This is a genomic window from Novosphingobium sp., from assembly GCF_039595395.1.
In the GTDB taxonomy this organism is placed as follows: domain Bacteria; phylum Pseudomonadota; class Alphaproteobacteria; order Sphingomonadales; family Sphingomonadaceae; genus Novosphingobium.
In genome coordinates this window covers 1,151,926-1,177,400 of the sequence record NZ_JBCNLP010000001.1, presented here as the reverse complement: position 1 = coordinate 1,177,400, position 25,475 = coordinate 1,151,926, and the positions used below count along the sequence as shown (strand labels likewise).

Here is a 25,475-nt window from a genome sequence, read left to right as displayed (position 1 = left end):
GATCCGGTTCCTTACGCTAGGCTTGCCGGAACCAGTCCGGCAGTTCCAAAAAACGAGCCGGCGCCCTAGCCGCAAAACGGCTAGAGCACCAGCGATTTTTTCAACGCGCTGTTGAGGCTTAAACGTCGGCTTCGACAGCCGCCGTCTTGCCCGCCTGAACCCGGTCGATCACCTTCCAGGTCTTCAGCTTCGAGATGGGCGCCGTCTCCTCGATGCGGACGACTTCGCCAACCTTCACAGCATTGTCTTCGTCGTGAGCGTGATACTTCTTCGAACGACGGATGATCTTCCCGTACATGGGATGCTTCACCTTACGCTCGACCTTCACGACCACGGTCTTGTCGGTCTTGTCGGAAACAACCGTCCCGATCAGAATACGCTTGGGCATGGTTGTCTCCTTACGCCTTCGCCGCAGCCGAACGCTCACTCTGGAGCGTCTTGATGCGGGCGATATCGCGGCGCACTTCCTTGATGCGGGCCGGACGCTCCAGCTGGTTCGTGGCGGCCTGGAAGCGCAGGTTGAAGGCCTCGCGCTTCAGGTTGCCCAGATCCTCGGTGAGCTGGTCGTCGCTCTTGGCGCGCAGATCAGTAGCCTTGGTCATTCTTCACCTCCCAGATGCGAGGTGTCGCCCAGACGAGCAACAACCTTGGTCTTGATCGGCAGCTTCATCGCGGCGCGGCTGAAAGCCTCCGCAGCGAGCTGGCCGGCAACGCCGTCGACCTCGAACAGGATGCGGCCCGGCTTCACGCGAGCTGCCCAATATTCGATCGAACCCTTGCCCTTGCCCTGACGGACTTCGGCAGGCTTCTTCGACACGGGCACGTCGGGGAACACGCGGATCCACAGACGGCCCTGACGACGCAGGTGGCGGGTGATGGCGCGACGCGCGGCTTCGATCTGGCGAGCGGTGATACGCTCGGGTTCCAGGGCCTTGAGGCCGTAGGAACCGAAGTTCAGATCGGTGCCACCCTTGGCGTCACCCTTGATGCGGCCCTTGAAGGCCTTACGGAACTTGGTTTTCTTCGGTTGCAACATGATCTGTTACCTCAAGCCCTCAGCGCGACGGACGCACGCCGGAGGTCTGAGCCTCCATGTTGAGACGATCCTGCGCCATCGGGTCGTGACCAAGGATTTCACCCTTGAAGATCCAGACCTTGATACCGATGATGCCATAGGCGGTCAGCGCCTCGGCGTCGGCATAGTCGATGTCGGCACGCAGGGTGTGCAGCGGCACGCGACCTTCGCGATACCACTCCACACGCGCGATTTCGGCGCCGCCCAGACGACCCGAGCAGGTGATCTTGATGCCTTCGGCACCAAGACGCAGAGCCGACTGCACCGCACGCTTCATGGCGCGACGGAAGGCGATACGACGGATCAGCTGATCCGCGATACCCTGAGCGACGAGCTTCGAGTCGACTTCCGGCTTGCGGATTTCGACGATGTTCAGCTTGACGTCGCTGCCGGTCATCTTGGCGAGCTGCGAACGCAGCTTCTCGATGTCGGCGCCCTTCTTGCCGATGATGACGCCCGGACGGGCGGCATAGATCGACACGCGGCACAGCTTGGCAGGACGCTCGATCACCACCTTGGAGATCGCGGCCTGCGGCAGCGTCTTCATGATGAACTTGCGGATCTTGAGGTCTTCCTCAAGAAGCTTGCCGTAGCTGCGACCTTCCGCATACCAGCGGCTGTCCCAGGTGCGGTTGATCTGCAGACGCAGACCGATGGGGTTGGACTTATGACCCATGGATCAAGCCTCCTGCTGAACTTCGCGCACCACGATGCGCAGACGGCTGAAGGGCTTCAGGATGCGGGTGGACTTGCCACGGCCGCGGGTATGAAAGCGCTTCATCGTGATCGACTTGCCGACCGACGCCTCGACGACGACGAGGTTGTCGACGTCCAGGTTGTGGTTGTTCTCGGCGTTGGCGATGGCCGAAGCCAGCACCTTCTTCGCTTCAACAGCCATGGCCTTCTTCGAGAAGGTCAGGACGTTGAGCGCGTCTTCCGCCTTGCGGTTGCGGATCAGCGCCGCCACCAGGTTCAGCTTCTGGGCCGAGCCGCGGATCTGCGTGCCGACCGACAGGGCTTCGTTGTCGCCAACGCGACGGGGAGCTTTAGGCTTGCTCATCAGCGCTTGCCCTTCTTGTCAGCGGCATGGCCGGGGAACGAGCGCGTGGGCGCGAATTCACCAAGCTTGTGGCCGACCATGTCCTCGTTGACGGACACGGGGATGAACTTGTGCCCGTTGTAGACGTTGAACGTCAGACCAACGAACTGCGGCAGGATCGTCGAACGGCGCGACCAGGTTTTCACCGGGCCACCGCGGTTGCCAGCATCCTGCGCGGCTTCCGCCTTCTTCAGCAGGTGCAGGTCGACGAAAGGACCTTTCCAAACGGAACGAGCCATTGTCGATTACCTCTTCTTCTTGGCGTGGCGCGAGCGGATGATCATATTGTCCGTCCGCTTGTTGTGGCGCGTGCGAGCACCCTTGGTCGGCTTGCCCCAAGGCGTAACCGGGTGACGACCACCCGAAGTACGGCCTTCGCCACCACCGTGCGGGTGGTCGACGGGGTTCTTGGCCACACCGCGGGTCAGCGGGCGCTTGCCCAGCCAGCGGTTGCGACCGGCCTTCGCCAGGTTCTGGTTGGCGTTGTCGGGGTTCGACACGGCGCCAACGGTGCCCATGCAATCGCCACGCAGGTAACGCTGCTCGCCCGAGTTCAGGCGAACAATCACCATGCCACGGTCACGACCCACGACCTGCACATAGGTGCCGGCCGAACGCGCGATCTGACCACCCTTGCCCGGCTTCATCTCCACGTTGTGGATGATGGTGCCGACCGGGATCTGCGACAGGAGCATGGCATTGCCAGGCTTCACGTCGGTCTTCTCGCCAGCGACGATGACATCGCCCACGGCCAGACGCTGAGGCGCCAGGATGTAGGTCTGCTCGCCGTCCTCGTACTTCACCAGAGCGATGAAGGCCGTGCGGTTGGGATCGTATTCCAGACGCTCCACGGTCGCGGGGGCATCCCAGCGACGACGCTTGAAGTCGATGAAACGATACTTCTGCTTGTGACCGCCGGCGATACCGCGCGAGGTCACATGGCCCTTGTTGTTGCGGCCACCGGTCTTGCTCTTACCTTCGGTAAGCGCCTTGACCGGCTTGCCCTTCCACAAGGACGACTTGTCGACCAGAACGAGGCCACGACGGGCCGGGCTGGTCGGGTTATAGCTCTTCAGTGCCATGGTCCGACCCCTTAGATCCCGCTCGTGACGTCGATCGACTGGCCGGGAGCCAGCGTCACGACCGCCTTCTTGACGTCGCTGCGCTTGTAGGGCTTGCCCTTCCAGCGCTTGGTCTTGCCCTTCTGGGTCAGCGTGTTCACGCCAACGACCTTGACGTCGAAGAGCGCTTCCACAGCTGCCTTGATTTCGGGCTTGGTCGCCTTGTCAGCCACCTTGAACACCACGGCGTTATGCTCGGAGAGCAGCGTGGTCTTCTCGGTGATGTGGGGCGCCACGATCACGTCGTAGTGACGCGTGTCGATACCGTTAGCCATTGAAACGGGCCTCCAGCTTTTCGACAGCGGCGCGGGTCAGCACCAGCGTGTCATGCTTCAGGATGTCGTAAACGTTCGCGCCCACGGCGGGGAGCACGTTCACGCCAACGATGTTGCCAGCAGCCTGGGCGAAACCGGCGTTGACGGCTTCACCGTCGATCACCAGCACCTTGCCGGCAATGCCAGCCTGGGCGAAGGTGGCGACCAGCGACTTGGTCTTGGCCTCGGCCAGTTCCAGGCTGTCGACCACGATCAGGCCATTGTCGACCTTCGACGACAGGGCCAGCTTCAGGCCGAGTGCGCGGATCTTCTTGTTCAGCGAGATGTTGAACTCGCGAACGCGCGGACCCATCGCCTTACCACCGCCGATGAAGACGGGAGCCTTGCGATCGCCGTGACGGGCGGTGCCGCCACCCTTCTGGTTGCCGAACTTCTTGCCGGTACGGGCAACGTCCGAACGCTCGCGGGCGCCACGGGCGATGCCGCGGCGGTTCTCGAGCTGCCAGGTGACAACGCGGTGCAGGATGTCGGCGCGGGGCTCAAGCCCGAACACGTCATCGTTGAGTTCGATTTCGCCGGCAGCGGCAGCCGAACCGTCGAGATTCTTGATCTGGACCTTCATGGCTTAACCCTCCTGACCAGCTTCGGCTTCGACAGCCGGAGCAGCCGTATCGTTGGCCGACTTGATGCCAGCGGGATACGGAGCGTCGGCGTGACGCGAAACCTTGACCGCATCGCGAACCAGCAACCAGCCGTTCTTGGCGCCGGGCACGGAACCCTTCACGAAGATCAGGCCGCGATCGCTGTCGGTGCGAACGACTTCGAGATTCTGCTGGGTGCGCTGACGGTCACCCATGTGGCCGGCCATCTTCTTGTTCTTGAAGACCTTGCCGGGATCCTGACGGTTGCCCGTCGAACCATGCGCACGGTGAGAGATCGACACACCATGGGTGGCGCGCATACCGCCGAAGCCCCAGCGCTTCATGGCGCCGGCAAAGCCCTTACCCTGGGTGTGACCCGTGATGTCCACCAGCTGGCCATCGACGAAGTGCGAGGCGGCGATCGTTGCACCCACATCGAGCAGGGCATCGTCGGCGACGCGGAATTCGGCGACTTCCATCTTCAGCGGCACTTCAGCCTTGGCGAAATGCTCACGCTGCGGCTTGGCGACATTCTTCTGCTTGGCGGCGCCCGCACCCAGCTGGACCGCGACGTAACCGTCACGCTCAGCAGTGCGAACCGAAACCACCTGGCAATCTTCCAGCGACAGAACCGTCACGGGGACGTGCCGACCGTCTTCCTGGAAAAGGCGGGTCATCCCCACCTTCTTAGCGATCACGCCGGTGCGCATGATCCATACTCCTCAAATGCACAGAGGCCTGCGGAGGCCCATCCCCCACAGGCATGTTTTGCAGCCCTGTTTGTAACGAGCCCCGTCCGGGCTACGCGCCACCACGCAAAAAGCGTTGTGGCAAGACGGGGGACGCTTGCCCGGCTTTGCCCGAAGGCCCCTGCCGGAGGTATCCCTTGATCATCGCGTTCGAAGGGGCCGGAAAACCCCGCCTGACTCAGCCGAAAGACGAATCAGGCAACGCGAGAGGGGCCCTTAGCAGGGCCCCGCGGCTTACGCCAGCTTGATTTCAACGTTAACGCCAGCGGCCAGATCGAGCTTCATCAGAGCATCGACGGTGGCGGCGTTGGGCTGCACGATGTCCAGGAGGCGCTTGTAGGTGCGCACTTCAAACTGTTCACGCGACTTCTTGTCGATGTGAGGTCCACGGTTCACCGTGAACTTCTCGATCTTGGTCGGCAGAGGAATGGGGCCGCGAATAAGGGCGCCGGTGCGACGGGCGGTGTCGGCGATTTCGCCGGTGGCCTGATCCAGCACGCGGTGGTCGAACGCCTTGAGGCGAATGCGGATGTTCTGAGCTTCCATGTCCTGCTACCGATGAGAAAGAGCTAAAAAATCATTTCCCCCGGCCTTCGTCCCTTTTGGGGAACCGGGGGAAACGAGAAAAAACCGTCAGCCCGAGTGGAGCGAATCACACTCGGGCTGCGCGGCCTATATTACTCGATGATCTTGGCGACGACGCCGGCGCCGACGGTACGGCCGCCTTCGCGGATGGCGAAGCGCAGACCTTCTTCCATGGCGATCGGAGCGATCAGCTTGACGGTGATCTGCACGTTGTCGCCCGGCATGACCATTTCCTTGTCCTCCGGCAGCTCGACCGAACCGGTCACGTCGGTCGTGCGGAAGTAGAACTGCGGACGGTAGCTTGTTGAAGAACGGGGTGTGACGGCCGCCTTCTTCCTTGGACAGCACGTAGACTTCGCACTCGAACTTGGTGTGCGGCTTGATGGTGCCCGGCTTGGCCAGAACCTGGCCACGCTCGACGTCTTCACGCTTGGTGCCGCGCAGCAGGATGCCAACGTTGTCGCCAGCCTGACCTTGGTCCAGCAGCTTGCGGAACATTTCCACGCCGGTGCACGGTGGTCTTGGCGGTGGCCTTGATACCGACGATTTCGATTTCCTCGCCGACCTTGATGATGCCGCGCTCGACACGACCGGTCACCACGGTGCCGCGGCCCGAGATCGAGAACACGTCTTCCACCGGCATCAGGAACGGCTGGTCGATCGGACGGGCGGGCTGCGGGATGTAGCTGTCGACAGCGGCCATCAGAGCCTGGATCGACTCCTTGCCGATCTTGTCGTCGCGCGCCTTCCAGCGCCAGCTTGGCCGAACCCTTGACGATCGGGGTGTCGTCGCCCGGGAAGTCGTACGTGGACAGCAGCTCGCGAACTTCCATCTCGACCAGCTCCAGCAGCTCGGCGTCGTCCACCATGTCGCCCTTGTTCAGGAACACGATGATGTACGGCACGCCAACCTGACGGGCCAGCAGGATGTGCTCGCGGGTCTGCGGCATCGGGCCGTCAGCGGCCGAGCACACCAGGATCGCGCCGTCCATCTGGGCGGCACCGGTGATCATGTTCTTCACGTAGTCGGCGTGGCCCGGGCAGTCAACGTGCGCGTAGTGACGGTTCGCGGTCTCGTACTCGACGTGCGCGGTGTTGATCGTGATGCCGCGCGCCTTTTCTTCCGGCGCCGCGTCGATCTGGTCGTAGTCGGTGAACGTGGCGCCACCGGTTTCGGCCAGCACCTTGGTGATGGCAGCGGTCAGCGTGGTCTTGCCGTGGTCAACGTGACCGATGGTGCCGACGTTGACGTGCGGCTTGGTCCGTTCAAACTTTGCCTTTGCCATGTTTCAAACCTTCTTTTCGTTCGAATGTGAATTTTCAACGGGACGGCACCTGCCAGACTCACGCCTGAAAATCAGGCGCCGCCCCTAGCCTGATCTGAACGATCAAGCAAGCGTGTCGTTATGTCTGATCCGACAGGCCCGATTTCAAGGGGGACGAAACCGCCCTCACCCCTCCATCGGGCCTGAATTGGATCAGGCCATCTTCGCCTTCAGTTCGGTCGCCACGTTCGAGGGAACCTCGTCGTAATGCGAGAACTGCATGCTGTACTGTGCGCGGCCCTGGGTGAACGAGCGCAGGCTGTTCACATAGCCGAACATGTTGGCCAGCGGGGTCATGGCCTCGACAACCTGTGCGTTGCCGCGGCTGTCGTCCATGCCCTGGATCAGACCACGACGGCGGTTCAGGTCGCCCATCACGTCGCCCATGTAGTCCTCAGGGGTCACGACCTCGACCTTCATGATCGGCTCGAGCAGCTTGACGCCGGCCTTCTGGGCGACTTCACGCATGGCGCCACGGGCGCAGATTTCGAAGGCCAGGGCCGTCGAGTCGACGTCGTGGTAGGAACCGTCGAAAACAGCAGCACTTCGACGTCGACGACCGGGAAGCCGGCCAGCGAACCCGTCATGGCGGTTTCACGGATGCCCTTTTCGACCGCGGGGATGTATTCCTTCGGAATCACACCGCCCTTGATCTCGTCCTTGAAGACGAAGCCCGAACCGCGCTCGCCCGGCGTGACCTTGACCTTCACGCGACCGAACTGACCGCGACCACCCGACTGCTTCTTGTGGGTGTAGTCGATGTCCACCGGCTTGCCGAGATCGTTTCGCGGTAGGCCACCTGCGGCTTGCCGACGTTGGCTTCGACGCCGAACTCGCGCTTCATGCGGTCGACGATGATGTCCAGGTGCAGCTCGCCCATGCCGGAGATGATGGTCTGGCCCGATTCCTCGTCGGTCTTGACGCGGAACGACGGGTCTTCCTGCGCCAGGCGGCTCAGGGCGAGGCCCATCTTCTCCTGGTCGGCCTTGGTCTTCGGCTCCACCGCCAGCGAGATCACCGGCTCGGGGAAGTCCATGCGCTCCAGGATGATCGGCTTGTCGCTCGGTCGCACAGGGTGTCGCCGGTGGTGCACGTCCTTCATGCCGATCAGGGCGGCGATGTCGCCGCGCGCACTTCCTTGATCTCTTCGCGCTGGTTGGCGTGCATCTGCAGGATCCGGCCGACCCGCTCCTTCTTGCCCTTCACCGAGTTCAGGACCGCGTCGCCGGAAGTCAGCACCCCCGAATACACGCGGAAGAAGGTCAGGGTGCCGACGAAGGGGTCGGTCATGATCTTGAACGCCAGCGCCGAGAACGGCTCGTCGTCGGTGGCGGGACGGCTGTCCTTCTCGTCGCTGTCCATCTTGACGCCCTGGACGTCAGGAATGTCGAGCGGCGACGGCAGGTAGTCGATCACGGCGTCGAGCATCGGCTGCACGCCCTTGTTCTTGAACGCGGAGCCGCAGCACACGGGGACGAACGACTGGTTCAGCGTGCCCTTGCGGATCAGCTTCTTCAGCGCCTCGGCGTCGGGCTCGGTGCCTTCGAGGTACTTGTTCATCAGCGTCATCGTCCTGCTCGGCGGCGGGCTCGACCAGCTTCGCGCGGTACTCGGCGGCTTCGTCAGCCATGTGAGCCGGGATCTCTTCATAGAAGAACTCGGCGCCCAGCGACTCGTCCTTCCAGATGATCGCGCTGTTCTGCACCAGGTCGACCACGCCCTTGAGATCGGCTTCGAGGCCGATCGGAATGTAGAGCACGGCAGGCTTGGCGCCCAGACGGTCGATGATCGACTGCACGCAATACTTGAAGTTGGCGCCGGTGCGGTCCATCTTGTTGACGAAGGCCAGGCGCGGCACCTTGTACTTGTTGGCCTGGCGCCAGACGGTTTCCGACTGCGGCTGCACGCCGCCGACGCCGTCGAAGCACGCACCACCGCGCCGTCGAGCACGCGCATCGAGCGCTCCACCTCGATGGTGAAGTCGACGTGGCCGGGGGTGTCGATGATGTTGATGCGGTGTGTCGGCCGCCCATGCCCTTCCAGAAGCAGGTGGTCGCGGCCGAGGTGATGGTGATGCCGCGCTCCTGCTCCTGCTCCATCCAGTCCATGGTGGCGGCGCCGTCGTGCACTTCGCCGATCTTGTGGACTTCGCCCGGTGTAGAACAGGATGCGCTCGGTCGTCGTGGTCTTGCCGGCGTCGATGTGGGCCATGATGCCGATGTTGCGGTACAGCTCGATGAGCGGAGTGGCTGCGAGCCATGGTTGCTTCCTTGGGGTTCGGGTTGGAGCCGATGAGGCTCCTGCCCTTAGGTTCAGTACTGTGACATCCGTGTGACGGACCCGCGAAACAGGCCCGTCACAAGAAAGATTACCAGCGGTAGTGGGCGAACGCCTTGTTGGCTTCGGCCATACGGTGGACGTCTTCGCGCTTCTTCACAGCGTTGCCGCGGTTGTTGGCAGCATCCAGCAGCTCGGCCGAGAGGCGAGCCGACATGGTGGTCTCGCTGCGGTTACGGGCAGCGGTGATCAGCCAGCGCATGGCCAGGGCCTGGGCGCGCTCGGGGCGCACTTCGACCGGGACCTGATAGGTCGCACCACCGACGCGGCGGCTGCGCACTTCGATCTGGGGCTTCACATTGTTCAGAGCATCGTGGAACAGCTGAACGGGGTCAGCCTTCGCACGGGTCTGCATGGTGTCGAGAGCGCCATAAACGATGCTTTCAGCGACGGACTTCTTGCCGTCCAGCATCAGGTTGTTCATGAACTTCGACAGAACCTGATCACCATGCATGGGATCGGGCAGGATTTCCCGCTTCTCGGGACGACGACGACGTGACATCGTATGAATTCCTTATCTTAATACGGCCTGCTACAAGCGGCCTGAAGGGCGGCAGGGCTTATTGAGCCCCTCGCCTTCTTACTTGGGACGCTTGGCGCCGTACTTCGAACGGCTCTGCTTACGGTTCTTCACGCCCTGGGTATCCAGAACGCCGCGCAGCACGTGGTAACGCACGCCGGGCAAGATCCCGCACACGACCGCCGCGGATCAGCACAACCGAGTGCTCCTGCAGGTTGTGGCCTTCACCGCCGATGTACGAAATGACTTCGAAGCCGTTGGTCAGACGGACCTTGGCGACCTTGCGGAGAGCCGAGTTCGGCTTCTTCGGGGTGGTCGTGTACACGCGGGTGCAGACACCGCGCTTCTGCGGGTTCTGCTCCATCGCCGGGACCTTGGACTTGGTCTTCTGCGGCTCGCGACCCTTGCGGATCAGCTGGTTGATTGTAGGCATGAAGGGACTTCACCTTGTTAGATGATACCATCGACAAAGATGAAGACGAAAAGCCGCACAGCGAATCGCGCAAGGCCAAAGCCTGCCGATAAAACCGATGCGAACCGAAACGCTCCACCCCTGCCAGCGGCACCGGGTTACTTTGACGGATAACGCTGGGCATTCAGCAGATTAGATCCGCAAATGCCCGGCACGCACCGGCAATGTTCAGCTCATTGACGACAGGGCCAGCGGCATGCCGTCCCATCGCGAACCGGCGCGCCTTAGGCCTGTTGGCGCCTCAGGTCAAGCATGGCCACGAAGCGCATGCGTTGCGCATTGCCTTGAGAGCGCACGGCGGTTAAGGGAAACGCCATTCGCATGGACCCGGTGAAATTCCGGGTGGCTCTTCCGGCCGCCGATCCGCCGGACAACGCCCAAGCCTTTTGGGCCTCGCCGCAGACATCCCCCTTCGCCGTGCTGGCGAGGCCTGCGGCCCAATCACACGCGGATTTTGCATGACTGCCCTTACCCTTGCCCGTTACCGCGCCGAATGGTTCGGCGGGGCCGGCGCCATGTCTCAAGGCATGCGGCGCGACATCCTTGCCGGCATGGTCGGCACCTTTGCGCTCATCCCCGAGGTGATCGCCTTTTCCTTCGTGGCCGGTGTCGATCCACAAGTGGGGCTGTTCGCCTCCTTCGTGATCGGCATCGTCATCGCCTTTGCGGGAGGGCGCCCGGCGATGATCTCGGGCGCGGCAGGCTCGGTGGCGCTGGTGGCCGCCGCGCTGGTCCATGCCCATGGCCTGCCCTATCTGCTGGCCGCCACGGTGATGGCCGGCGCTTTCCAGATTGTCTTCGGCCTGCTGGGGCTGGATGTGCTGCTGCGCTTCGTGTCGCGCTCGGTGCGGACGGGCTTCGTCAATGCGCTGGCGATCCTGATCTTCTCCGCGCAGGTGCCCCAGATGCTGGGCGTCGACTGGCACACCTACGCGATGATCGCGCTGGGACTCGCCATTATCTACCTGCTGCCGCGCCTTTCCACCGCCATCCCCTCGCCCCTGATCTGCATCGTGGTACTGACGGCGATCAGCATTACCATCCCCATGCCGATCCGCACCGTGGCCGATCTGGGCCGCCTGCCCTCATCGCTGCCCGGCTTCGCCCTGCCCGCCATCCCGCTGACGCTGGAAACGCTGAAAATCGTCACCCCCTACGCCTTCGCCATGGCGGCGGTGGGCCTGCTGGAATCGATGATGACCGCCAGCGTCGTCGACGACCTGACCGAAACCACCAGCTCCAAGGCCCGCGAATGCACCGGCCTGGGCCTGGCCAATGTCGCGGTCGGCCTGTTCGGCGGCATCGCGGGCTGCGGCATGATCGGCCAGACCGTGGGCAACATCCGCTATGGCGGACGCGGCAGGCTCTCCACGCTGGTCGCGGGTGTGTTCCTGCTGCTGGTGATGGTGCCGCTGCGCCCATGGGCCGAAAAGGTGCCCGTCGCCGCGCTGGTGGCGATCATGATCATGGTCTCGATCAGCACCTTCTCCTGGAGCTCGATCAGCGATCTGGCCCGGCATCCCAAGGTTTCCGGCATCGTGATGCTGGCGACCGTGGCGGTGACGGTGGCCACGCATGACCTCTCCGCAGGCGTGGGCGTGGGCGTGCTGCTCTCGGGCGTGTTCTTCGCCTTCAAAGTGACGCGCCTGATGGCGGTGCAGGTGGAGTACGATGCCGCCAGCGACACCCGCATCTACAAAGTCTCCGGCCAGATCTTCTTTGCCAGCGCCGACATCTTCGCCGATCACTTCGACCTGCGCGATACCGCAGCAAACGTCCGCATCGATCTGACGCAAGCGCATCTGTGGGACATCACCGCCGTGGGCGCGCTGGAAGATATCGTCACCCGCATGCGCCGCCATGGCATCGCGGTGGAATTGATCGGTCTGAACGAGGCGAGCGCGATTCTGGTGGATCGCCATGCGCCTCTGGTGCGGGATGTGCAGGGAGTTTGAAAGAAGATATGCGAGGGCCATCGCCCTCGCGCTCCCTTTAATGTCTGCCTTGCGCATCGGGTTCGGCCTTGCGCCCAGCTTGCCGCGCCGCAGGCTTTAAAAATCACTGCCTGCGGCGCTTAAGGTGGCGCAGGTGGAGAGCCGGGGCACCAGATCCAGACCACCACCCTCGCGTCGGAAGACGTTATGGGAGCGCGAGGGGGTAACCCCCTCGCATCTTCCTTACTTGCTTACCTTAAATCCACCACCTGCACCGCAGGCAACACCTCAGCCCCCGGCTGCTTCGCCCAATCCCGCGCGGGCAGCACCCCGCCATTCGCGCGCAGAGCCTCCACCCGCGCCAGATCGACCTCGGCAAAGACCCATTGCGACGCATCCATCGCACCGATCGCAATCACACCGTCGGGCGGAAAGCGCCAATCACCGCCCTTTGGTCCATCGGGCGGACCATACAGCCCGGCCGCGCCATGGTTCACATCCAGCGCGGGGGACCAGGGCGCCAGACCCACGGTCGGCGATTGGGCGACATACATCTGCCCCTCCAGAGCGCGGGCCTGAGAACCGATCCGCACCCGCCAATAGCCCTGCGGCGTGTCGGTGCAGCTTGGCACCAGCAAGAGCTGCGCCCCGGCCTCCACCGCCGCGCGGGCAATCAGGGGGAACTCGCTGTCATAGCAGATGGCGATGGCGATGCGGCCCAGCGCTGTCTCGAAGAGATGCAGCGGCGCGCCCACGGCGCTGGCAGGGAAGACGCCCCATTCCTCGGCCTCGAAGCGGGTCATCATCAGCTTGTCCTGATGGCCGACCTTGCCCCCCGGCGTGAACAGCCGCGCGCGGTTGAGATAATGCCCCTCCACCTGCACCGGGCCACTAGCGGCCAGAATGTGCAGACCATGGCGCGCGGCCAGATCGGCATGCAGGGCATCCGCCCGTTCCATCAGCCCGGCGACCGTGGCCAGCGAGCCGTGGAGGTCGCTCTGCGTCGCGACATCGAGGCTGGCCAGTTCCATCGCGCCATATTCCGGAAACACCGCCAGAGCAGCGCCCCCGGCGGCGGCCTGCTCCACCCAGCTTGTCAGCTTGGCTTCATAGGCGGCCCAATCGGGGAACTGGTCGATGGGGTATTGGGCCAGAGCGATGGTGTAGGCGGTCATCAGAGCGTCTTGATCCAATATTGCATCGGCTTTTCGCTGGGCTCTGCCTCGCCATGGTCCTTCCAGGCGAAGTTGGTGATGAGGCCCTCGACGGGCTCATAGCCGCGCTTGCGCCAGAAGGGATCGAGCGGCTGGAAATCGACGGGGCGCGCCGGATGGTCCAGCGGGCGGATCACGCCGCAGAAAGTGGCGGCTTTGGCACCGAGGCGCTTGGCCTGCTCCTCGCGATGGTCGAAGAAGGCATGGCCGATGCCGCGCCCGCGGTACTCGGGCAGCAGCACGCTTTCGCCAAAATAGAACAGGCTGGCGGTGTCGATCCCGCGCTCCTCGAAGGCCTGACGATAGGCCTCCTTCTGCTCCATCATCGGCGAGGCCGTGGCGACGCCCACGATCCGGTCCCCATCATAGGCCCCGATCAGCACGGCTTTCTCGGAAGCGCCAAAATCGCGCAGATAGTCCGATTCCGCATTGGGATCGCCGTGGTAGAGGTACGGCCATTCGGCAAAGACCGCGCAGCGCAGCCGGGCAAGGTCGGGAATGGCGGCGCGCAGGGCATCGCCCGCAAGGGGGTGGATCGCGATCTGGGTCATGTCGCTTCCCTAACCCGAGGCTGCAATGATGGCGAGCCCCCTTCCTCCTCCGCCGCGCGCAGGTTTTTGTTGCCGCATCGCTTCATGCGAAAAACCGGTTCCCACTTTTTCGCGCGATGCTTTTGTTGCCGCATCGTTTGATACGAAAAACCGGTTCCCACTTTTTCGCGCGATGCTTTATGATCGCGCCATGGCCGAGATCATCAATCTGCGCCTGGCCCGCAAGGCCAAGGCTCGCGACACTGCCGAGAAAACCGCTCAAGCCAACCGCGCCAAATTCGGCGTCACCAAGGGCGAGCGCCAGATCCGCGCGGCAGAAGGCGCCCGCCTGACGCGCATCGTGGACAGCGCGAAACTCGACAAGGATCAGAACTGATGCGCACCACCAACGACGGCGCCACGGTGCGGCTCTATCACCTTGATGGTGACAGCGAGGGCGGCGCGGCCTCCACCCTGTTTTACGGCCCGCTGTCTCAGGCGCTGATCGTGGCCGACCAGCAGCCGCAGGAGGTGCAGGAAGGCCTGTACCTTGCCACCGACAATGATGTGATTGCCTATCTCGACCTTGTCGGCGAAGATTTCCGCGACTGAGAGTCTGTTTGAAAATCCGGTGGAAGAGCCGGATTTTGCGTCACCGGCCCACTCCCTCGCCCGGCCACCCACAGGATGCTGCCGATGCGTGGCCGGGCGGGAGAATGGGCCGGAAAAGCTTCGACGATGCGCATTGCCCCGCAAAAACAAGCGGGCGGACCGGGGAGGGATTGCGGTCCGCCCGCCAGGGACGACGTTCAAGGTCATGCGCAGGGCGGTCCGGGAATGATTGGTGCCGCCTGCAAGAGCCTTCTAACCGAGTCGCGGTTTGATTCAGCCTAAGCGCCTCTAAGGGCTTGCCACGGGGGATCAGCCTTCATCCAGCCCCAGAGGCGTGGCCGAACGGCTGGTATCATCGGGCATCAGGTCGCGCCCGATGGGCGGCAAAGCGCGGGCAATGCAATCAGGGCGATGGCACAAGCGGCAGGTGATGCCGATCGGCGTTGCCGGCACACTGCGCGGATTGAGCCCCTGCGCATAAGCCAGACGCGGCGCATGCTCGGCCGCGCAGGCCAGCGCCACGGCCCGGATCGCACGCGGCCGGTTGTAGCCGCCCCCGCCCGCCTCCACCGTGCGCGCGATGGAAAAGAAGCGCTGCCCGTCAGGCAATTCCAGCCATTGCGTCACCACCTGCAAGGGCGTGGCAAAGACCTGATGCACGCTCCACAGCGGACAGCCGCCGCCATGCGCGGCAAAGGGGAAACCTGCCCCATCGAGCCGCTTGGACACATTACCCGCCCCATCGACGCGGATGAAGAAGAAGGGCACATGACCGCTAGCGTTCTGGCCATTGGGCCGCCCCAGGGTGGTGAAGCGATGCGCGGTCTGCTCGAAGCTGGTGCCAAAGACACGCGCCACAGCCTCGATGTCATAGGCCCTTTCCTCCACCACGCGGGCAAAGCGATCATACGGCATCAGGATCGCGCCCGCCGTATAGCTGGCCAGCGCCCGCTTCACGAGATGGACTGCGGTGCGCGCCGGGCCCTCGGCATGCTCGTCGCCCCCCAATTCGTCGCCCATGGCGCGGGCGATCTCGGTGATCTGGGCGCGGCACTCATGCCAGACGATCTGCAGTGCGATCTGGAACGCGCGGGTCGCGGGATAAAGCCCCTCATCGAGCAGCAACTGCCGGTTGTGCCGGTCGAAGCGCCGCATCGATCCCATCATCACATAAGGGGGCAGAAAGCGCGTGCGAATGCCATGATGCCGCGCCAGCCATGCTGCCCCGTCACCCTCGCGCGCGATGGCGGCGGCCAGCGTTTCCGCGCTCGCCTCCAGCGCGGGGAAATGGTTGCGATGGGCCGCCAGAAAGCGCCGTGCCTCGGCCACCGGATCGGGCAGGCCGGCGCCCAACTCCGCCTGCCGGTCGGCCAGCGCCGCCTGCTCACGCGTGTAGGCGCCATAGAGCCGCAGCAGCGCCTCCGACATACCGGGGAAGCTTGTGGCCAGATCGGCCACCTCCAGCGCGGGCATGTCGATCCCCGCGAAGATCGGATCGCGCAGGATTTCGGTCAGGCGGCGGTTGTAATCGGCGCTGTCGTCAGCCGCCAGTTCGGACATATCGAGCTGATAGGTCCGCGCCAGGCGCAGCAGCAGATCGGCGGTGACCGGGCGCTGGTTGCGCTCCATCAGCGCGACGTAAGAGGGCGAGATCTCCAGATCGCTGGCCATCGCCTGCTGGGTCAGGCCCAGTTCGCGGCGCAGGCGCTTGATGCGCGGGCCCATGTAAAGTGGGCGGGCAGTTCGTCCGGCAAGTGACAGGGAAGCTGGCGGGGTCGTCATGGCGCCATGGTGGGCAAGAGAGGCCGCTTGGCAAGAGGAAAACCGTTGAAGGGAAGCAAGGAGAAGATGCGAGGGGGTTACCCCCTCGCGCTCCCAGAACGTCTTCCGACGACAGGGCAATGGCACCGAATTGTAGTGCCCAGACTCTCCACCTGCACCACCTCAAGCGCCGCAGGCTTGGTATTCTTGGCAAGCTGGGCGCAAGGCCGAACCCGAAGCGCAACGCAGACATTAACGGGAGCGCGAGGGTGTAACACCCTCGCATTCTCTACTTTAAAACTTTCAAACCAACCCGACAGACTTCACCCAGTTCAGCCACAACTGAGGCCAGATCGCAACCGGCTTGCCAACCGTTCCACGCAACCCGAACCCATGGCCGCCCTGCTCGAACAGGTGCGTTTCCACCCGTGCGCCCTTGGCCTTTAGAGCATCGCGCAGCATCAATGTGTTGAGCGGATTAACGGTCTTATCGTCCTCGGCATGCAGCAGGAAATGCGGCGGCGGGTCAGCGGGCAGGTTGTGCGAGGGCGTGTGAGCATCCTCAAAAGCCTTGCTGGTGTCGGGCCCGAGCAACTGCTTGCGTGATTGCGAATGCCCCTCGGGCAGATGCATCGACATCACCGGATAGCAGGGCGCCGCGCAAAAGGGCCGCGCCGAATGGCTGTCCGCATCATCCACCGGCGCATAGACACGAGCATCGAAACGCGCCGCCAGATCGGAGCAGACATGCCCCCCGGCGGAAAAGCCTATGGCGGCCACGCGGCGTGGCTCGATGCCGAAGGCGGGGGCGTGATGGCGGATCAGCCGCATGGCGCGCTGCGCATCGCAAAGCGGGGTGTCGGCGCCGCTGGCCCAGTCCCAGCCCTTGTCGTCGCCACCGGGCAGGCGGTAGAACAGCACGAAGGTGGTGAAACCCTGATCGGCCAGCCAGCGGGCCAGTTCATAACCCTCCTTGTCCACCACCACGCGGACATAGCCGCCGCCCGGCGTGATCATCACCGCCGCGCCATTGGGCTGTTTGGGGCGGAACACCGCCATGCGCGGGCGGCTCTGGCCGGTCATATAGCGGTCGTGGGGTTCGCCCGGCTTCATGCGGTCGGGGATTTCTTCGGTCAGCGGGCGCAGCAGGCCGGGACCGACCCCGCCGGGCCACAGATCGATCACCTCGGTCACATCAGGCAGAGCCGACGCCGGAGATGAGGGCGGGAAGGAAGCCCCCTTCCCTCCCGCCGGGAGGCCCGGCCCCGGCGCGTTCAACGCCAGAGCCTGCGCGGGCATGGCCCCCGCCGCCGCGCCCGCCACCAACAGCGTTCGGCGATCGAGTTGCATGCCCTTCCTCCTTCTCGTTTACGTTACAGCTTGTAGCGCGCGCCAAAGACGATGGTGCGGCCCGTGTGCTGGCTCTCGTAATTGCGCTGCGCTGTCGCATCGGTCCAGTGGTAGGTGTAGCGATCGAGCAGATTGACCGCATCCACCGACACTTCCAACTGCTTGGTCAGCGAATAACGCAGCGATCCATCGAGGCTGGCATAGGCGCCATAACCCTCGAAGACATTGCCGGTGGCGCTGTTCTGATCGTTGTAAGGCCCGCGATAGGAGTAGCTGATGCGGCCCTGGATCGGCCCCTTCTCGTAATAGAGCGTGGCGTTCCACGTGGTCTTCGACAGGCCGAAGAAGGTGGAGGTGACGGTCGAGGCCGGCAGGGTAATCGTGCCGGTGGAGCTGACCGCCGTGCCCGCGCCGCTGACATTGTAGGTGGCGTTCGAACTGGTCAGCGTGACGTTGCCGATCACACCGAAGTTCTTGAGCATGCCGGGCAGGAAGCGGAACGGCGCCTGAATGCCCAGTTCCACACCCTTCAGCTTGGCGCCCGTGCCATTGCCGATCGAGCTGATCGTCCAGACCTGACCTTCGGGATTCTGAGCGGCGGGCGAGCCGGGCGACAGGATCGAGGTCGGCAGGCCCGTCGAGGCGAAGGTGCCCTGCGTGACGGTGCTCGACGGGAAGCTGGCCACATCCTTGTAGAAGAAGGCCACCGAGATCAGCGACTGCGGCGCGAAATACCACTCGACCGCCGCGTCATAATTGGTGGCGCGGTAGGGATCGAGCTGCGGGTTGCCGTAGCTGACCTTGTAGTTGAACGAGTCGACCGAGCCGCCCGGCGTCAGATTGCCCAGCGCGGGGCGTGTCATCACCTTGGCGATGGCGAAGCGGACGATCACATCCTTATGCGGGAACAGGTTGAGGTTGGCCGAGGGCAGCCAGTCGTCATAGCCGCGCCGCACCGTCACCACGGTGGTGCCGTTCTGCAGACCGGTCGAGCTTTGGCCGGTGTGGGCATAGCGGATACCAGCATCCAGCGTGACATCCATGCCCACGGCGCGGGTCTTCCAGTCGCCCTGCAGGAAGAAGCCGCTGTCCTCTTCCTTCACCGAACGGGTGTTGGAGGTGTCGGCCACCAGCGGGCGGTTGTAGAGGTTGGTGAAGGCCGTGGTCGCCGGCAGGTTGGCGACGATGAAGGTGCTGGTGGTGCCAGCGGGCTGGCCCGCGTTCCCCAGATTGACCGTATCGACCATGCTGGAATTGATGGGGAAGCCGTTGTTGGTCACCGAATTCGACGAGCAGGTGATGGTGCCCAGCACCAGATCCTTGCCCAGCGTCGAGGGGCAGACCAGCGTGTTGCGGTTGGCGCCCCAGGTATCAAAGCCGAACAGGCGATAGAAGCCGCCCGTCTTCAGCGTCAGCGCATCGGTCGTCTTCCACTCGAAGTCCATCTTGTAGGTGCGGAAGGTGTTGTTGGTGTGCGTGGGCGCATCGCGGATTTCGGCGAGCTGATAGTTCGCCGGATCGGTCACCGACGAGCCGAAGCTGATCACCGGATGGGCCATATTGGTGTAATCGTAGGAGAAGCCCTGCGCCGTGCGATTGTCCAGCATGATGGTGGTGGCCAGCGGCACCGAGAGGATCGACTTGGACGCGCCCGCCAGCACATCGACCTTCAGGCGGTCGGTCAGATCATGCGTCAGATGGCCGTTGATCTGGTAGAAGGTCGAGTTCTGGATCTGGCGGTAATGCTCGTTACGGTTGTAGGCATTGTTGAACGTGCCAGAGACCATGTTGCCATTGCTGTCATAGGTCGGGTTGACGACGCTGATGCCCTTCTCGTTCGAGCGGAACAGCACCTCGGCCCATTCCTCCTGGCGCTCTTCGTGATAGCGCGAGAAGAGGCCGTCGATCTCCAGATGGGTGGCGTCATCGGGCTGCCACTCGACCGAGCCGGTCAGGCCCAGGCGCTGGCGGTCATGGGTGATCACGCCATAGCGCGGGATGCGCGGGTGGAAGGAGAGCGCCGCCTTGTTGCACGCCGCCGACTGGATATAGGTGTTGCCCGAGAAGCACTGGGTCGTCACACCATTGCTGGTGACCGAGGCGAAAGGCGCCTGCGCCCAGCGCGTGGTGTTGTTGCCCAGTTCCAGCGTGTAGCCCTGCGAATAGGCGGCCGAGGCATTGATGCCGAAGGTGCCGTCCTCATTCTTCCAGTTGAGCAGCCCCGCCAGGCGCGGCCCGACATTGCCCGAGAGCGTGTTGTAGGAACCCGAGGCCGACACCAGTCCGGTCACCCCCGATTTGGCGCCCAGCGGATGGCCGGTGTTGAGATCCACCACCGCACCCAGCGAGCCTTCGTCGAGATTGGCCTCGGCGGTCTTGTGGACGACGAGCGACTTGAACAGCTCGGACGCGAAGACGTTGAAATCGAAGGAGCGGTCGCGGTTCGGAGCACCGCCCGAACCCGCCAGCATCGAGGTCGACTGCGCGGGCAGCCCATTGACGCGGGTGACGGTGAACTGGCTGCCAAGACCGCGCACGGTGATCTGGCGCCCTTCGCCGCCGTCGCGGGTGATGGCGACGCCGGTGATGCGCTGGAGCGATTCGGCCAGATTCTGATCGGGGAACTTGGCGATGTCTTCGGCGACGATGGCGTCGACCGCGCTGACCGAGGACTTCTTCAGATTGAGCGCCGCCTGAAGCGACTGACGGAAGCCGGTGACGACGATGTCCGAAGCGGGCGGCGCGCTATCCGCCGCGGCAGGCGCATCGGATTGAGGTGCGGTCTGCGCATGCAGCGCGGGTGATGCCAGCGCCGTGCCGGCGATCAGAGCCAGACGGATGAAAGAAACGCGCTTTGCGGCGACAGACCGCACATGTGCCTTATGCATGAACACTCCCCCTATGCCTTCCAGTGTGCCCGTGGTCCGGGCGATCCGCCAGAGAAAGGGAATGGCACCGGTGTCAAAACCGATGAAGCCTTCAGCATCCGGATCGCCGCTTTTCGGCCATCTCAGGATGCTTCGCACTCACTCCCCCGCCTGAGCGGTCAATTCTGCCTTACTCCCCTCATCAGTCGGGCTTTTCACCCGCACCGTGAAGGCTGTTCTGTCCGATTTGGTAACCGGTGTCATAAGTCCTCGCATGAGCCGAGGGTGCTGTCAAGAAGCGGAACGTGTGAATGATGGTGGGTGATGCAAGGGAGGCACAGTGGGAGGGGTGGAAAGAGATGACGCAGGGGGCCAACCCATCCGCCCCGCAGGGAATGATTGCCTCCGGCGGCGGGACGTTTGCGCAAGATCAGTCCTGACGCCTGCTATCGTCGGGAGACGTTCCGGGGGTGCAGGGGGTGTAACACCCCCTGCTTATTCCCTTTTAAACCCCCGGCTGAACGTAAGGCGCGACGCCCCACATCTCCCGCTCCCACCCGCGCGGATCGTTTTCCACGCGCGGCGCTTCACTGGCCAGCAGGGTCGCGCGAGTCGGCAGGCGATAGGGTTCCCAGCCCGCCTCGCCTGTTTTGGCCAGTTTCACGAAAGCGCCTTGCAACAATTTGCGCGTCTGCTGCGCCCCGGCATCGGTGCCGGAATAGCTGCGCCCCCATTCGCTGTGCTGTACATCCAGCGTGCCGAAAACATAGGGAATGTCATCGGTATGCGCCGTACCGCGCAGGGGATCGATCGGCGAAGGGCGGGTAAGACAATAGACCCAGGTCTTATCGGCATGGGCGGCGGCGCGCGCATCGGCCTCGATCACCTGCCCCGGCCAGCTTCGCCCGGCGGTGGTCGCGGCGTAGAAGACTTGCGTGGGCGTCCAGTCCGGGTGACGTGCACGGTATTGGGCGACCACATAGTTCGGTTCGAGGTCGATCTTCACCTCGGCATTCATGCGGGCGGGCAGGTTTTCCCAGGTGATCCCCTGCCCCTTGGGCCCATGGGGATCGAGGAAGGCGCGAGTCTCCTGCAACATATTGCCGAGAATCATGGGGATACCCAGCGATTGAGGCGCGGCATCGGGCCAGAAGGGATGGCGCGGCAGGTTGGTCATATCCAGCACCGGCCCGAAATAGGCCGAGCCGCCCATGATCGGGTCGCGCGCGTGGAGACCCGCCACGAAACGGTCGAGCGGGAGTTGGCGCAGGCTTTCGACATCGCCGGAGGCCAGTTTCAGCTCGGCCATAAAGGCCTTGGTGCGCTGCCATGCATGGTCCGGACCGCTGGCCTGCACCTGCTGACCGCTCATGGTGGCGGCGCTGTGGAACAAGCCCCCGGCAGCGGGCATGGCCATCAGCGTGGCGATCTTGGCCCCGCCGCCCGACTGGCCGAAGACCATCACGCGCGAGGGATCGCCGCCGAAACGGGCGATGTTTTGCTGCACCCATTGCAGCGCCGCAATCAGGTCAAGCTGGCCCAGATTGCCGCTGTCGGCATAGCGCGCGCCGAAGGGCTGCAGCCACAGATAACCCAACGCATTCAGGCGATGATTGACGGTGACGACCACCACATCACCCTGCTCGGCCAGCGCGCCGCCGCGAGTCAGGGGATCGGTGACGCTGCCATTGTTGTAGGCACCACCATGGAAATAGACCATCACCGCACGCTTGGCGGCGGGGTTGGTTTCAGGCGTCCAAATGTTGAGGTAGAGGCAGTCCTCGGCCTGCGCCTCGCCCGCCAGGCCGGTTTGCGGGGCGATGGGGGCGAAATCTGCCTTGCCGAAGTAAGGCTGCTCGATGGTGGCGGCGATGACGGGCCGCTCGAAGCGTACAGCGCTGGCGTAACGAATGCCGGGAAAGGCCCAGACCGCGCCTTCGCGCTTGCCCTTGGCGGGCGGTTTGGAGGAATTTGCGCCATGCAGCAGGCCGGGAGCCGCCAGAGCGGCAGCTCCCAAAACCTTGGTCATGGCGCGGCGGGTGAGGTCACCGCCGCTCATGGTTTAACGAGCCAACCAGCCGCCATCGACGGCAAGCACATGGCCCTGAATGTAATCGGCGGCCCCACTGGAGAGGAACACCGCCGCGCCCCCCATATCCGCCGGGCTACCCCAGCGGTTTTCGGGAATGCGCTCCAAAATCTGGCGGTTGCGGGTTTCATCCGCCTGCAGCGCCGCCGTGTTGTTGGTGGCGATATAGCCCGGCGCGATGGCGTTGACGTTGACGCCCTTGCTCGCCCATTCGCAGGCCAGCAGCTTGGTCAGCCCCGCCACGCCCGATTTGGACGCCGTATAGCTGGGCACGCGGATGCCGCCCTGAAACGACAGCATCGAAGCGATGTTGACGATCTTGCCGCGCTGGCCGGTTGCCTCATGGTTCGCGATCATGTGGCGACCCGCAGCCTGACTCAGGAAGAAGACCGACTTCAGATTGGTGTCGACCACCGCATCCCAGTCTTCCTCAGTGAAATCAACGGCATCGGCGCGGCGGATGATCCCGGCATTGTTGACCAGAATATGCAGCCCGCCCAGTGTCTCGACCACCTGAGCCACCACATCGCCCACAGGCGCAATGGAGGACAGATCGGCCTGCACCAGCTCGCATTTGCGGCCCAGCGCGCGGATCTGTGCCGCCGTCTCCTCCGCTGGCGAACGCCCCACGGCGGCAACATCGGCCCCCGCCTGCGCCAGCGCCAGTGCAATCCCCTGACCGATGCCCGTATTGGCACCGGTCACCACGGCCACGCGGCCCGTCAAGTCGAACATCGTCGCGCTCACTTCAGCTGGCAGATGTCGAGGACGTTCATATCGGTGTAGTCGAGGTTTTCCCCGCCCATCGCCCAGATAAAGGCGTATTTCTTGGTGCCGCTGCCCATATGGATCGACCAGGGCGGGCTGATCACCGCCTCCTCATTGGCGATAACGATATGGCGCATGTCTTCAGGCTCGCCCATGTAGTGGAAGATGCGGTCATTCTTTTCGGGCAGGTCGAAGTAGAGGTAGATCTCGCTGCGGCGGTCATGCAGGTGGGGCGGCATGGTGTTCCACACGCTGCCCTCTTCCAGCACGGTGAGGCCGAGCAGGAGCTGCGCGCTCTCGCAGACGCCGGGAATGACGAGCTGATAGATGGTGCGCTGGTTCGAATTGGCCAGATCGCCACGCGCCAGCGGATTGGCCTGATCCAGCGTGATATGCTTGATCGGCAAGGTTTTGTGCGCGGGAACGCTGGCGATGTAGAAGCGCGCGCCCTCGCCCTCGAAGATCACCTCTTTGCTGCCCATGGGCACATAGAGGCATTCCTTGTTGCCCATCTCGAAACGCTGACCGTCGACGGTGATCGCGCCCGCAGTACCGATGTTGACGATGCCCGCCTCGCGACGCTCCAGAAAGGGGTGGCCGGCAGCGCTGGCCGGAACGGTTTGGTCGGGAAGCTTGATCGGGCTGGCGCCGGGCACCGCGCCGCCGATCACGAAACGCTCATTGTGCGAATAGTTGAGCGTCACCTGACCATCGACGAACATGCCGCCGACCAGATAGCGGTCGCGCAGATCGTCGTTCGAGACGTTGTCCATCATGTCGGGATGGGTGGCGTGATAGGTCTTGGCAAACATGTGTCTCTCCCTGCCCGCAGGCGATGGCTGCCATCCTGCCGAGCTTTGCTTGCAGCAGGTCTAGCGAGGTTTGGTAACCGGTGTCAACAATCGGATCGCAAATCGAAACCTGTCCACCATATGCACCAATGGATCACATTTTGAAAGGAGCAACTGACTCGCGGTGGATCGTTTCGGACTCGAAAAAGGCCACTTCCTGAGCGGCACGATCCGGATAAATCAGCTTGATAGCCGCCGAATAGGCCATCGCCTTGATCGGCCAGCGCACCGTCGTCAGCGGCGGCCACATATGCGCGGCAATCGGCGTATCGTCGAAACCGATTAGCGAGACATCCTCCGGCACGCGCAGCCCGGCCTGATGCGCGGCATGGACAATGCCCGCCGCCATCTCGTCATTGCTGGAGAAGATCGCGCTGGGCCGCACATCGCGCGAAAACAGCGCGCGCCCGGCCTCCAGCCCGGTTTCGAAAGTATAATTGCCGCCCGCCATCAGCGCCGGATCGACGGCAATACCATGGGCGGAGAGCGCATCGCGATAGCCCTGCTCGCGCTCATAGGCCGAGCGGAAGCCCTGAGGCCCGGCCACGAAACCGATTCGCCGGTGCCCTTGCGCGATCAGGTGATTCACCGCCGCCGCCACCGCCTGCCGGTCGTTCGATTCGACCAGATGGCGAGGATCGTCGAGTCGCGCCGAGCCCATGCGCACATAGTTGCAGCCCAGCTCGCGACACATGGCGGGCAGCGCATCATTTTCCGAGATCGGCGGCAGGATGAAGATGCCGAACAGCCGCTGCTGCTGGATGAAATAGCGGATATCGTCGAGCAAGGTCGGGCTGCGCCGGTTGATCGGGCGCACCACCAGCGCGAATTCGGTGTCGCGAATCGCTTCGAGAATGCCTTGCTGGACGGTCAGCACCGTCTGCGCATTGGGGTTGTCGTGCACCAGGCCGATCAGGAAATTGCGCCGCAAGGCCAAAGCACGCGCCTGCGGATTGGGCACATAGCCCAGCTCGGCGATCACCTTCTCGACCTTCTCTCGCGTCGCATCGTTGAGCAAAGGCGAGCGGTTGATGACCCGGCTGACCGTCTTTTTCGACACGCCCGCCTTGTCTGCCACATCGTTGATCGTGGGTTTCACTTCGCGCTTTTCCACGACATCTCCTCCACAAGAGCCTTGCGATACGCCTTTGCACGCGGCCGAAAGACCAGCCTTGCCCGCAGCAAAGAGCGCTGGCAACCGGATTGACACCGGGACAATGGAACCCCGCACCGCAAGGCATGCCCGAAAACCCTATCTGACACCGGTTACCAGTTCTGACCAGCCCTTCTCCATGCCCAA

24 protein-coding genes, 3 pseudogenes and 1 other annotated feature are annotated in these 25,475 nt (G+C 63.6%); of the genes and pseudogenes, 3 read left to right on the top strand and 24 right to left on the bottom strand.

What is annotated here, in order from left to right; translation table 11 throughout:
- Window positions 1-118: 118 nt before the first annotated feature.
- From rpsQ to rpsL, 15 genes and pseudogenes are all read right to left on the bottom strand, one after another.
- A complete protein-coding gene (gene rpsQ, locus ABDW49_RS05600; RefSeq protein WP_206238800.1) occupies window positions 119-388 on the bottom strand; it encodes a 30S ribosomal protein S17 in 270 nt (89 codons plus the stop codon).
- A gap of 10 nt (window positions 389-398) precedes the next feature.
- Window positions 399-602, bottom strand: a complete 204-nt coding sequence (gene rpmC, locus ABDW49_RS05595; protein WP_206238798.1) for a 50S ribosomal protein L29 — start codon at window positions 600-602, stop codon at window positions 399-401.
- The gene (rplP, locus tag ABDW49_RS05590) at window positions 599-1,036 is read right to left on the bottom strand and encodes a 50S ribosomal protein L16 (protein WP_343610332.1); all 438 of its coding nucleotides are present in this window, start codon (window positions 1,034-1,036) and stop codon (window positions 599-601) included. Before rplP ends, rpmC begins: the two co-directional genes overlap by 4 nt.
- Before the next feature lie 19 nt (window positions 1,037-1,055).
- Window positions 1,056-1,751, bottom strand: coding sequence for a 30S ribosomal protein S3 (gene rpsC / locus ABDW49_RS05585; RefSeq protein ID WP_343610331.1), 696 nt, complete (start codon window positions 1,749-1,751; stop codon window positions 1,056-1,058).
- A gap of 3 nt (window positions 1,752-1,754) precedes the next feature.
- Complete coding sequence (rplV, locus tag ABDW49_RS05580; protein ID WP_068091568.1) at window positions 1,755-2,135, bottom strand: 50S ribosomal protein L22; 381 nt, start codon at window positions 2,133-2,135, stop codon at window positions 1,755-1,757.
- A complete protein-coding gene (gene rpsS / locus ABDW49_RS05575; RefSeq protein ID WP_343610330.1) occupies window positions 2,135-2,413 on the bottom strand; it encodes a 30S ribosomal protein S19 in 279 nt (92 codons plus the stop codon). The genes rplV and rpsS overlap by 1 nt, the downstream gene beginning before the upstream one ends.
- A gap of 6 nt (window positions 2,414-2,419) precedes the next feature.
- Window positions 2,420-3,256, bottom strand: a complete 837-nt coding sequence (gene rplB, locus ABDW49_RS05570; RefSeq protein WP_343610328.1) for a 50S ribosomal protein L2 — start codon at window positions 3,254-3,256, stop codon at window positions 2,420-2,422.
- A gap of 11 nt (window positions 3,257-3,267) precedes the next feature.
- Window positions 3,268-3,570, bottom strand: a complete 303-nt coding sequence (locus ABDW49_RS05565; protein WP_068091579.1) for a 50S ribosomal protein L23 — start codon at window positions 3,568-3,570, stop codon at window positions 3,268-3,270.
- On the bottom strand, window positions 3,563-4,192 hold the full coding sequence (rplD, locus tag ABDW49_RS05560; RefSeq protein ID WP_343610326.1) for a 50S ribosomal protein L4: 630 nt from the start codon (window positions 4,190-4,192) through the stop codon (window positions 3,563-3,565). The genes ABDW49_RS05565 and rplD overlap by 8 nt, the downstream gene beginning before the upstream one ends.
- Before the next feature lie 3 nt (window positions 4,193-4,195).
- A complete protein-coding gene (rplC, locus tag ABDW49_RS05555) occupies window positions 4,196-4,921 on the bottom strand; it encodes a 50S ribosomal protein L3 (protein WP_343610324.1) in 726 nt (241 codons plus the stop codon).
- Window positions 4,922-5,194: 273 nt separating this feature from the next.
- Window positions 5,195-5,506, bottom strand: coding sequence for a 30S ribosomal protein S10 (gene rpsJ / locus ABDW49_RS05550; RefSeq protein WP_007011873.1), 312 nt, complete (start codon window positions 5,504-5,506; stop codon window positions 5,195-5,197).
- A gap of 131 nt (window positions 5,507-5,637) precedes the next feature.
- Window positions 5,638-6,831, bottom strand: a pseudogene (gene tuf / locus ABDW49_RS05545) (elongation factor Tu).
- A 192-nt stretch (window positions 6,832-7,023) separates the two neighbouring features.
- A pseudogene (gene fusA / locus ABDW49_RS05540) lies at window positions 7,024-9,081 on the bottom strand (elongation factor G).
- A gap of 157 nt (window positions 9,082-9,238) precedes the next feature.
- On the bottom strand, window positions 9,239-9,709 hold the full coding sequence (gene rpsG / locus ABDW49_RS05535) for a 30S ribosomal protein S7 (RefSeq protein WP_343610322.1): 471 nt from the start codon (window positions 9,707-9,709) through the stop codon (window positions 9,239-9,241).
- A 78-nt stretch (window positions 9,710-9,787) separates the two neighbouring features.
- A pseudogene (gene rpsL, locus ABDW49_RS05530) lies at window positions 9,788-10,160 on the bottom strand (30S ribosomal protein S12).
- A gap of 359 nt (window positions 10,161-10,519) precedes the next feature.
- Window positions 10,520-10,575: a sequence feature (sul1 is cis-regulatory element that is thought to sense ions involved in sulfur or methionine metabolism; They are found in Alphaproteobacteria), on the top strand.
- 82 nt (window positions 10,576-10,657) lie between these two features.
- Here rpsL and ABDW49_RS05525 point away from each other — a divergent pair.
- On the top strand, window positions 10,658-12,154 hold the full coding sequence (locus ABDW49_RS05525; RefSeq protein WP_343610321.1) for a SulP family inorganic anion transporter: 1,497 nt from the start codon (window positions 10,658-10,660) through the stop codon (window positions 12,152-12,154).
- Between the two features lie 230 nt (window positions 12,155-12,384).
- Here the strand turns inward: ABDW49_RS05525 and ABDW49_RS05520 are convergent, their stop codons facing one another.
- Window positions 12,385-13,308 carry a carbon-nitrogen hydrolase family protein gene (locus ABDW49_RS05520; protein ID WP_343610319.1) on the bottom strand — a complete coding sequence of 308 codons (924 nt, stop codon included), beginning with the start codon at window positions 13,306-13,308 and terminating at the stop codon, window positions 12,385-12,387.
- Window positions 13,308-13,898 carry a GNAT family N-acetyltransferase gene (locus tag ABDW49_RS05515; RefSeq protein ID WP_343610317.1) on the bottom strand — a complete coding sequence of 197 codons (591 nt, stop codon included), beginning with the start codon at window positions 13,896-13,898 and terminating at the stop codon, window positions 13,308-13,310. The genes ABDW49_RS05520 and ABDW49_RS05515 overlap by 1 nt, the downstream gene beginning before the upstream one ends.
- A gap of 25 nt (window positions 13,899-13,923) precedes the next feature.
- Between ABDW49_RS05515 and ABDW49_RS05510 the strand changes: the two genes are divergently transcribed.
- Entirely contained in the window at window positions 13,924-14,274 is a 351-nt protein-coding gene (locus ABDW49_RS05510) for a DUF4169 family protein (protein WP_343610315.1), read from the top strand.
- Window positions 14,274-14,489 (top strand): hypothetical protein, encoded by a 216-nt coding sequence (locus ABDW49_RS05505; protein ID WP_068091618.1) that lies wholly within the window; start codon window positions 14,274-14,276, stop codon window positions 14,487-14,489. Before ABDW49_RS05510 ends, ABDW49_RS05505 begins: the two co-directional genes overlap by 1 nt.
- A gap of 309 nt (window positions 14,490-14,798) precedes the next feature.
- Here the strand turns inward: ABDW49_RS05505 and ABDW49_RS05500 are convergent, their stop codons facing one another.
- The 7 genes from ABDW49_RS05500 to ABDW49_RS05470 all read right to left on the bottom strand — a co-directional run bounded on the left by ABDW49_RS05500 (window position 14,799) and on the right by ABDW49_RS05470 (window position 25,289).
- Window positions 14,799-16,271 carry a short-chain fatty acyl-CoA regulator family protein gene (locus tag ABDW49_RS05500; protein ID WP_343610313.1) on the bottom strand — a complete coding sequence of 491 codons (1,473 nt, stop codon included), beginning with the start codon at window positions 16,269-16,271 and terminating at the stop codon, window positions 14,799-14,801.
- 282 nt (window positions 16,272-16,553) lie between these two features.
- The gene (locus tag ABDW49_RS05495; protein ID WP_343610312.1) at window positions 16,554-17,600 is read right to left on the bottom strand and encodes an alpha/beta hydrolase; all 1,047 of its coding nucleotides are present in this window, start codon (window positions 17,598-17,600) and stop codon (window positions 16,554-16,556) included.
- 23 nt (window positions 17,601-17,623) lie between these two features.
- A complete protein-coding gene (locus tag ABDW49_RS05490; RefSeq protein ID WP_343610310.1) occupies window positions 17,624-20,488 on the bottom strand; it encodes a TonB-dependent receptor in 2,865 nt (954 codons plus the stop codon).
- Window positions 20,489-20,972: 484 nt separating this feature from the next.
- Window positions 20,973-22,526 carry a carboxylesterase family protein gene (locus ABDW49_RS05485; protein ID WP_343610308.1) on the bottom strand — a complete coding sequence of 518 codons (1,554 nt, stop codon included), beginning with the start codon at window positions 22,524-22,526 and terminating at the stop codon, window positions 20,973-20,975.
- Between the two features lie 3 nt (window positions 22,527-22,529).
- Complete coding sequence (kduD, locus tag ABDW49_RS05480; protein WP_343610306.1) at window positions 22,530-23,291, bottom strand: 2-dehydro-3-deoxy-D-gluconate 5-dehydrogenase KduD; 762 nt, start codon at window positions 23,289-23,291, stop codon at window positions 22,530-22,532.
- A gap of 8 nt (window positions 23,292-23,299) precedes the next feature.
- Window positions 23,300-24,136: a 5-dehydro-4-deoxy-D-glucuronate isomerase gene (kduI, locus tag ABDW49_RS05475; protein WP_343610304.1), complete on the bottom strand. Its 837-nt coding sequence runs from the start codon at window positions 24,134-24,136 to the stop codon at window positions 23,300-23,302.
- A gap of 133 nt (window positions 24,137-24,269) precedes the next feature.
- The gene (locus tag ABDW49_RS05470) at window positions 24,270-25,289 is read right to left on the bottom strand and encodes a LacI family DNA-binding transcriptional regulator (RefSeq protein ID WP_343610303.1); all 1,020 of its coding nucleotides are present in this window, start codon (window positions 25,287-25,289) and stop codon (window positions 24,270-24,272) included.
- Window positions 25,290-25,475 lie beyond the last annotated feature (186 nt).

Coding starts and splice junctions, on each gene's coding strand:
- ABDW49_RS05520 (WP_343610319.1), bottom strand. CDS start 13,308: ATGACCGCCTACACCATCGCTCTGGCCCAATACCCCATCGACCAGTTC.
- ABDW49_RS05510 (WP_343610315.1), top strand. CDS start 13,924: ATGATGGCGAGCCCCCTTCCTCCTCCGCCGCGCGCAGGTTTTTGTTGC.
- rplV (WP_068091568.1), bottom strand. CDS start 2,135: ATGAGCAAGCCTAAAGCTCCCCGTCGCGTTGGCGACAACGAAGCCCTG.
- rpsC (WP_343610331.1), bottom strand. CDS start 1,751: ATGGGTCATAAGTCCAACCCCATCGGTCTGCGTCTGCAGATCAACCGC.
- ABDW49_RS05515 (WP_343610317.1), bottom strand. CDS start 13,898: ATGACCCAGATCGCGATCCACCCCCTTGCGGGCGATGCCCTGCGCGCC.
- ABDW49_RS05490 (WP_343610310.1), bottom strand. CDS start 20,488: ATGCATAAGGCACATGTGCGGTCTGTCGCCGCAAAGCGCGTTTCTTTC.
- rpsQ (WP_206238800.1), bottom strand. CDS start 388: ATGCCCAAGCGTATTCTGATCGGGACGGTTGTTTCCGACAAGACCGAC.
- kduI (WP_343610304.1), bottom strand. CDS start 24,136: ATGTTTGCCAAGACCTATCACGCCACCCATCCCGACATGATGGACAAC.
- rpsS (WP_343610330.1), bottom strand. CDS start 2,413: ATGGCTCGTTCCGTTTGGAAAGGTCCTTTCGTCGACCTGCACCTGCTG.
- ABDW49_RS05505 (WP_068091618.1), top strand. CDS start 14,274: ATGCGCACCACCAACGACGGCGCCACGGTGCGGCTCTATCACCTTGAT.
- ABDW49_RS05565 (WP_068091579.1), bottom strand. CDS start 3,570: ATGGCTAACGGTATCGACACGCGTCACTACGACGTGATCGTGGCGCCC.
- ABDW49_RS05500 (WP_343610313.1), bottom strand. CDS start 16,271: ATGACGACCCCGCCAGCTTCCCTGTCACTTGCCGGACGAACTGCCCGC.
- rpsJ (WP_007011873.1), bottom strand. CDS start 5,506: ATGGAAGCTCAGAACATCCGCATTCGCCTCAAGGCGTTCGACCACCGC.
- rplB (WP_343610328.1), bottom strand. CDS start 3,256: ATGGCACTGAAGAGCTATAACCCGACCAGCCCGGCCCGTCGTGGCCTC.
- rplC (WP_343610324.1), bottom strand. CDS start 4,921: ATGCGCACCGGCGTGATCGCTAAGAAGGTGGGGATGACCCGCCTTTTC.
- ABDW49_RS05495 (WP_343610312.1), bottom strand. CDS start 17,600: ATGCAACTCGATCGCCGAACGCTGTTGGTGGCGGGCGCGGCGGCGGGG.
- rplP (WP_343610332.1), bottom strand. CDS start 1,036: ATGTTGCAACCGAAGAAAACCAAGTTCCGTAAGGCCTTCAAGGGCCGC.
- rpmC (WP_206238798.1), bottom strand. CDS start 602: ATGACCAAGGCTACTGATCTGCGCGCCAAGAGCGACGACCAGCTCACC.
- rplD (WP_343610326.1), bottom strand. CDS start 4,192: ATGAAGGTCCAGATCAAGAATCTCGACGGTTCGGCTGCCGCTGCCGGC.
- ABDW49_RS05485 (WP_343610308.1), bottom strand. CDS start 22,526: ATGAGCGGCGGTGACCTCACCCGCCGCGCCATGACCAAGGTTTTGGGA.
- rpsG (WP_343610322.1), bottom strand. CDS start 9,709: ATGTCACGTCGTCGTCGTCCCGAGAAGCGGGAAATCCTGCCCGATCCC.
- ABDW49_RS05525 (WP_343610321.1), top strand. CDS start 10,658: ATGACTGCCCTTACCCTTGCCCGTTACCGCGCCGAATGGTTCGGCGGG.
- kduD (WP_343610306.1), bottom strand. CDS start 23,291: ATGTTCGACTTGACGGGCCGCGTGGCCGTGGTGACCGGTGCCAATACG.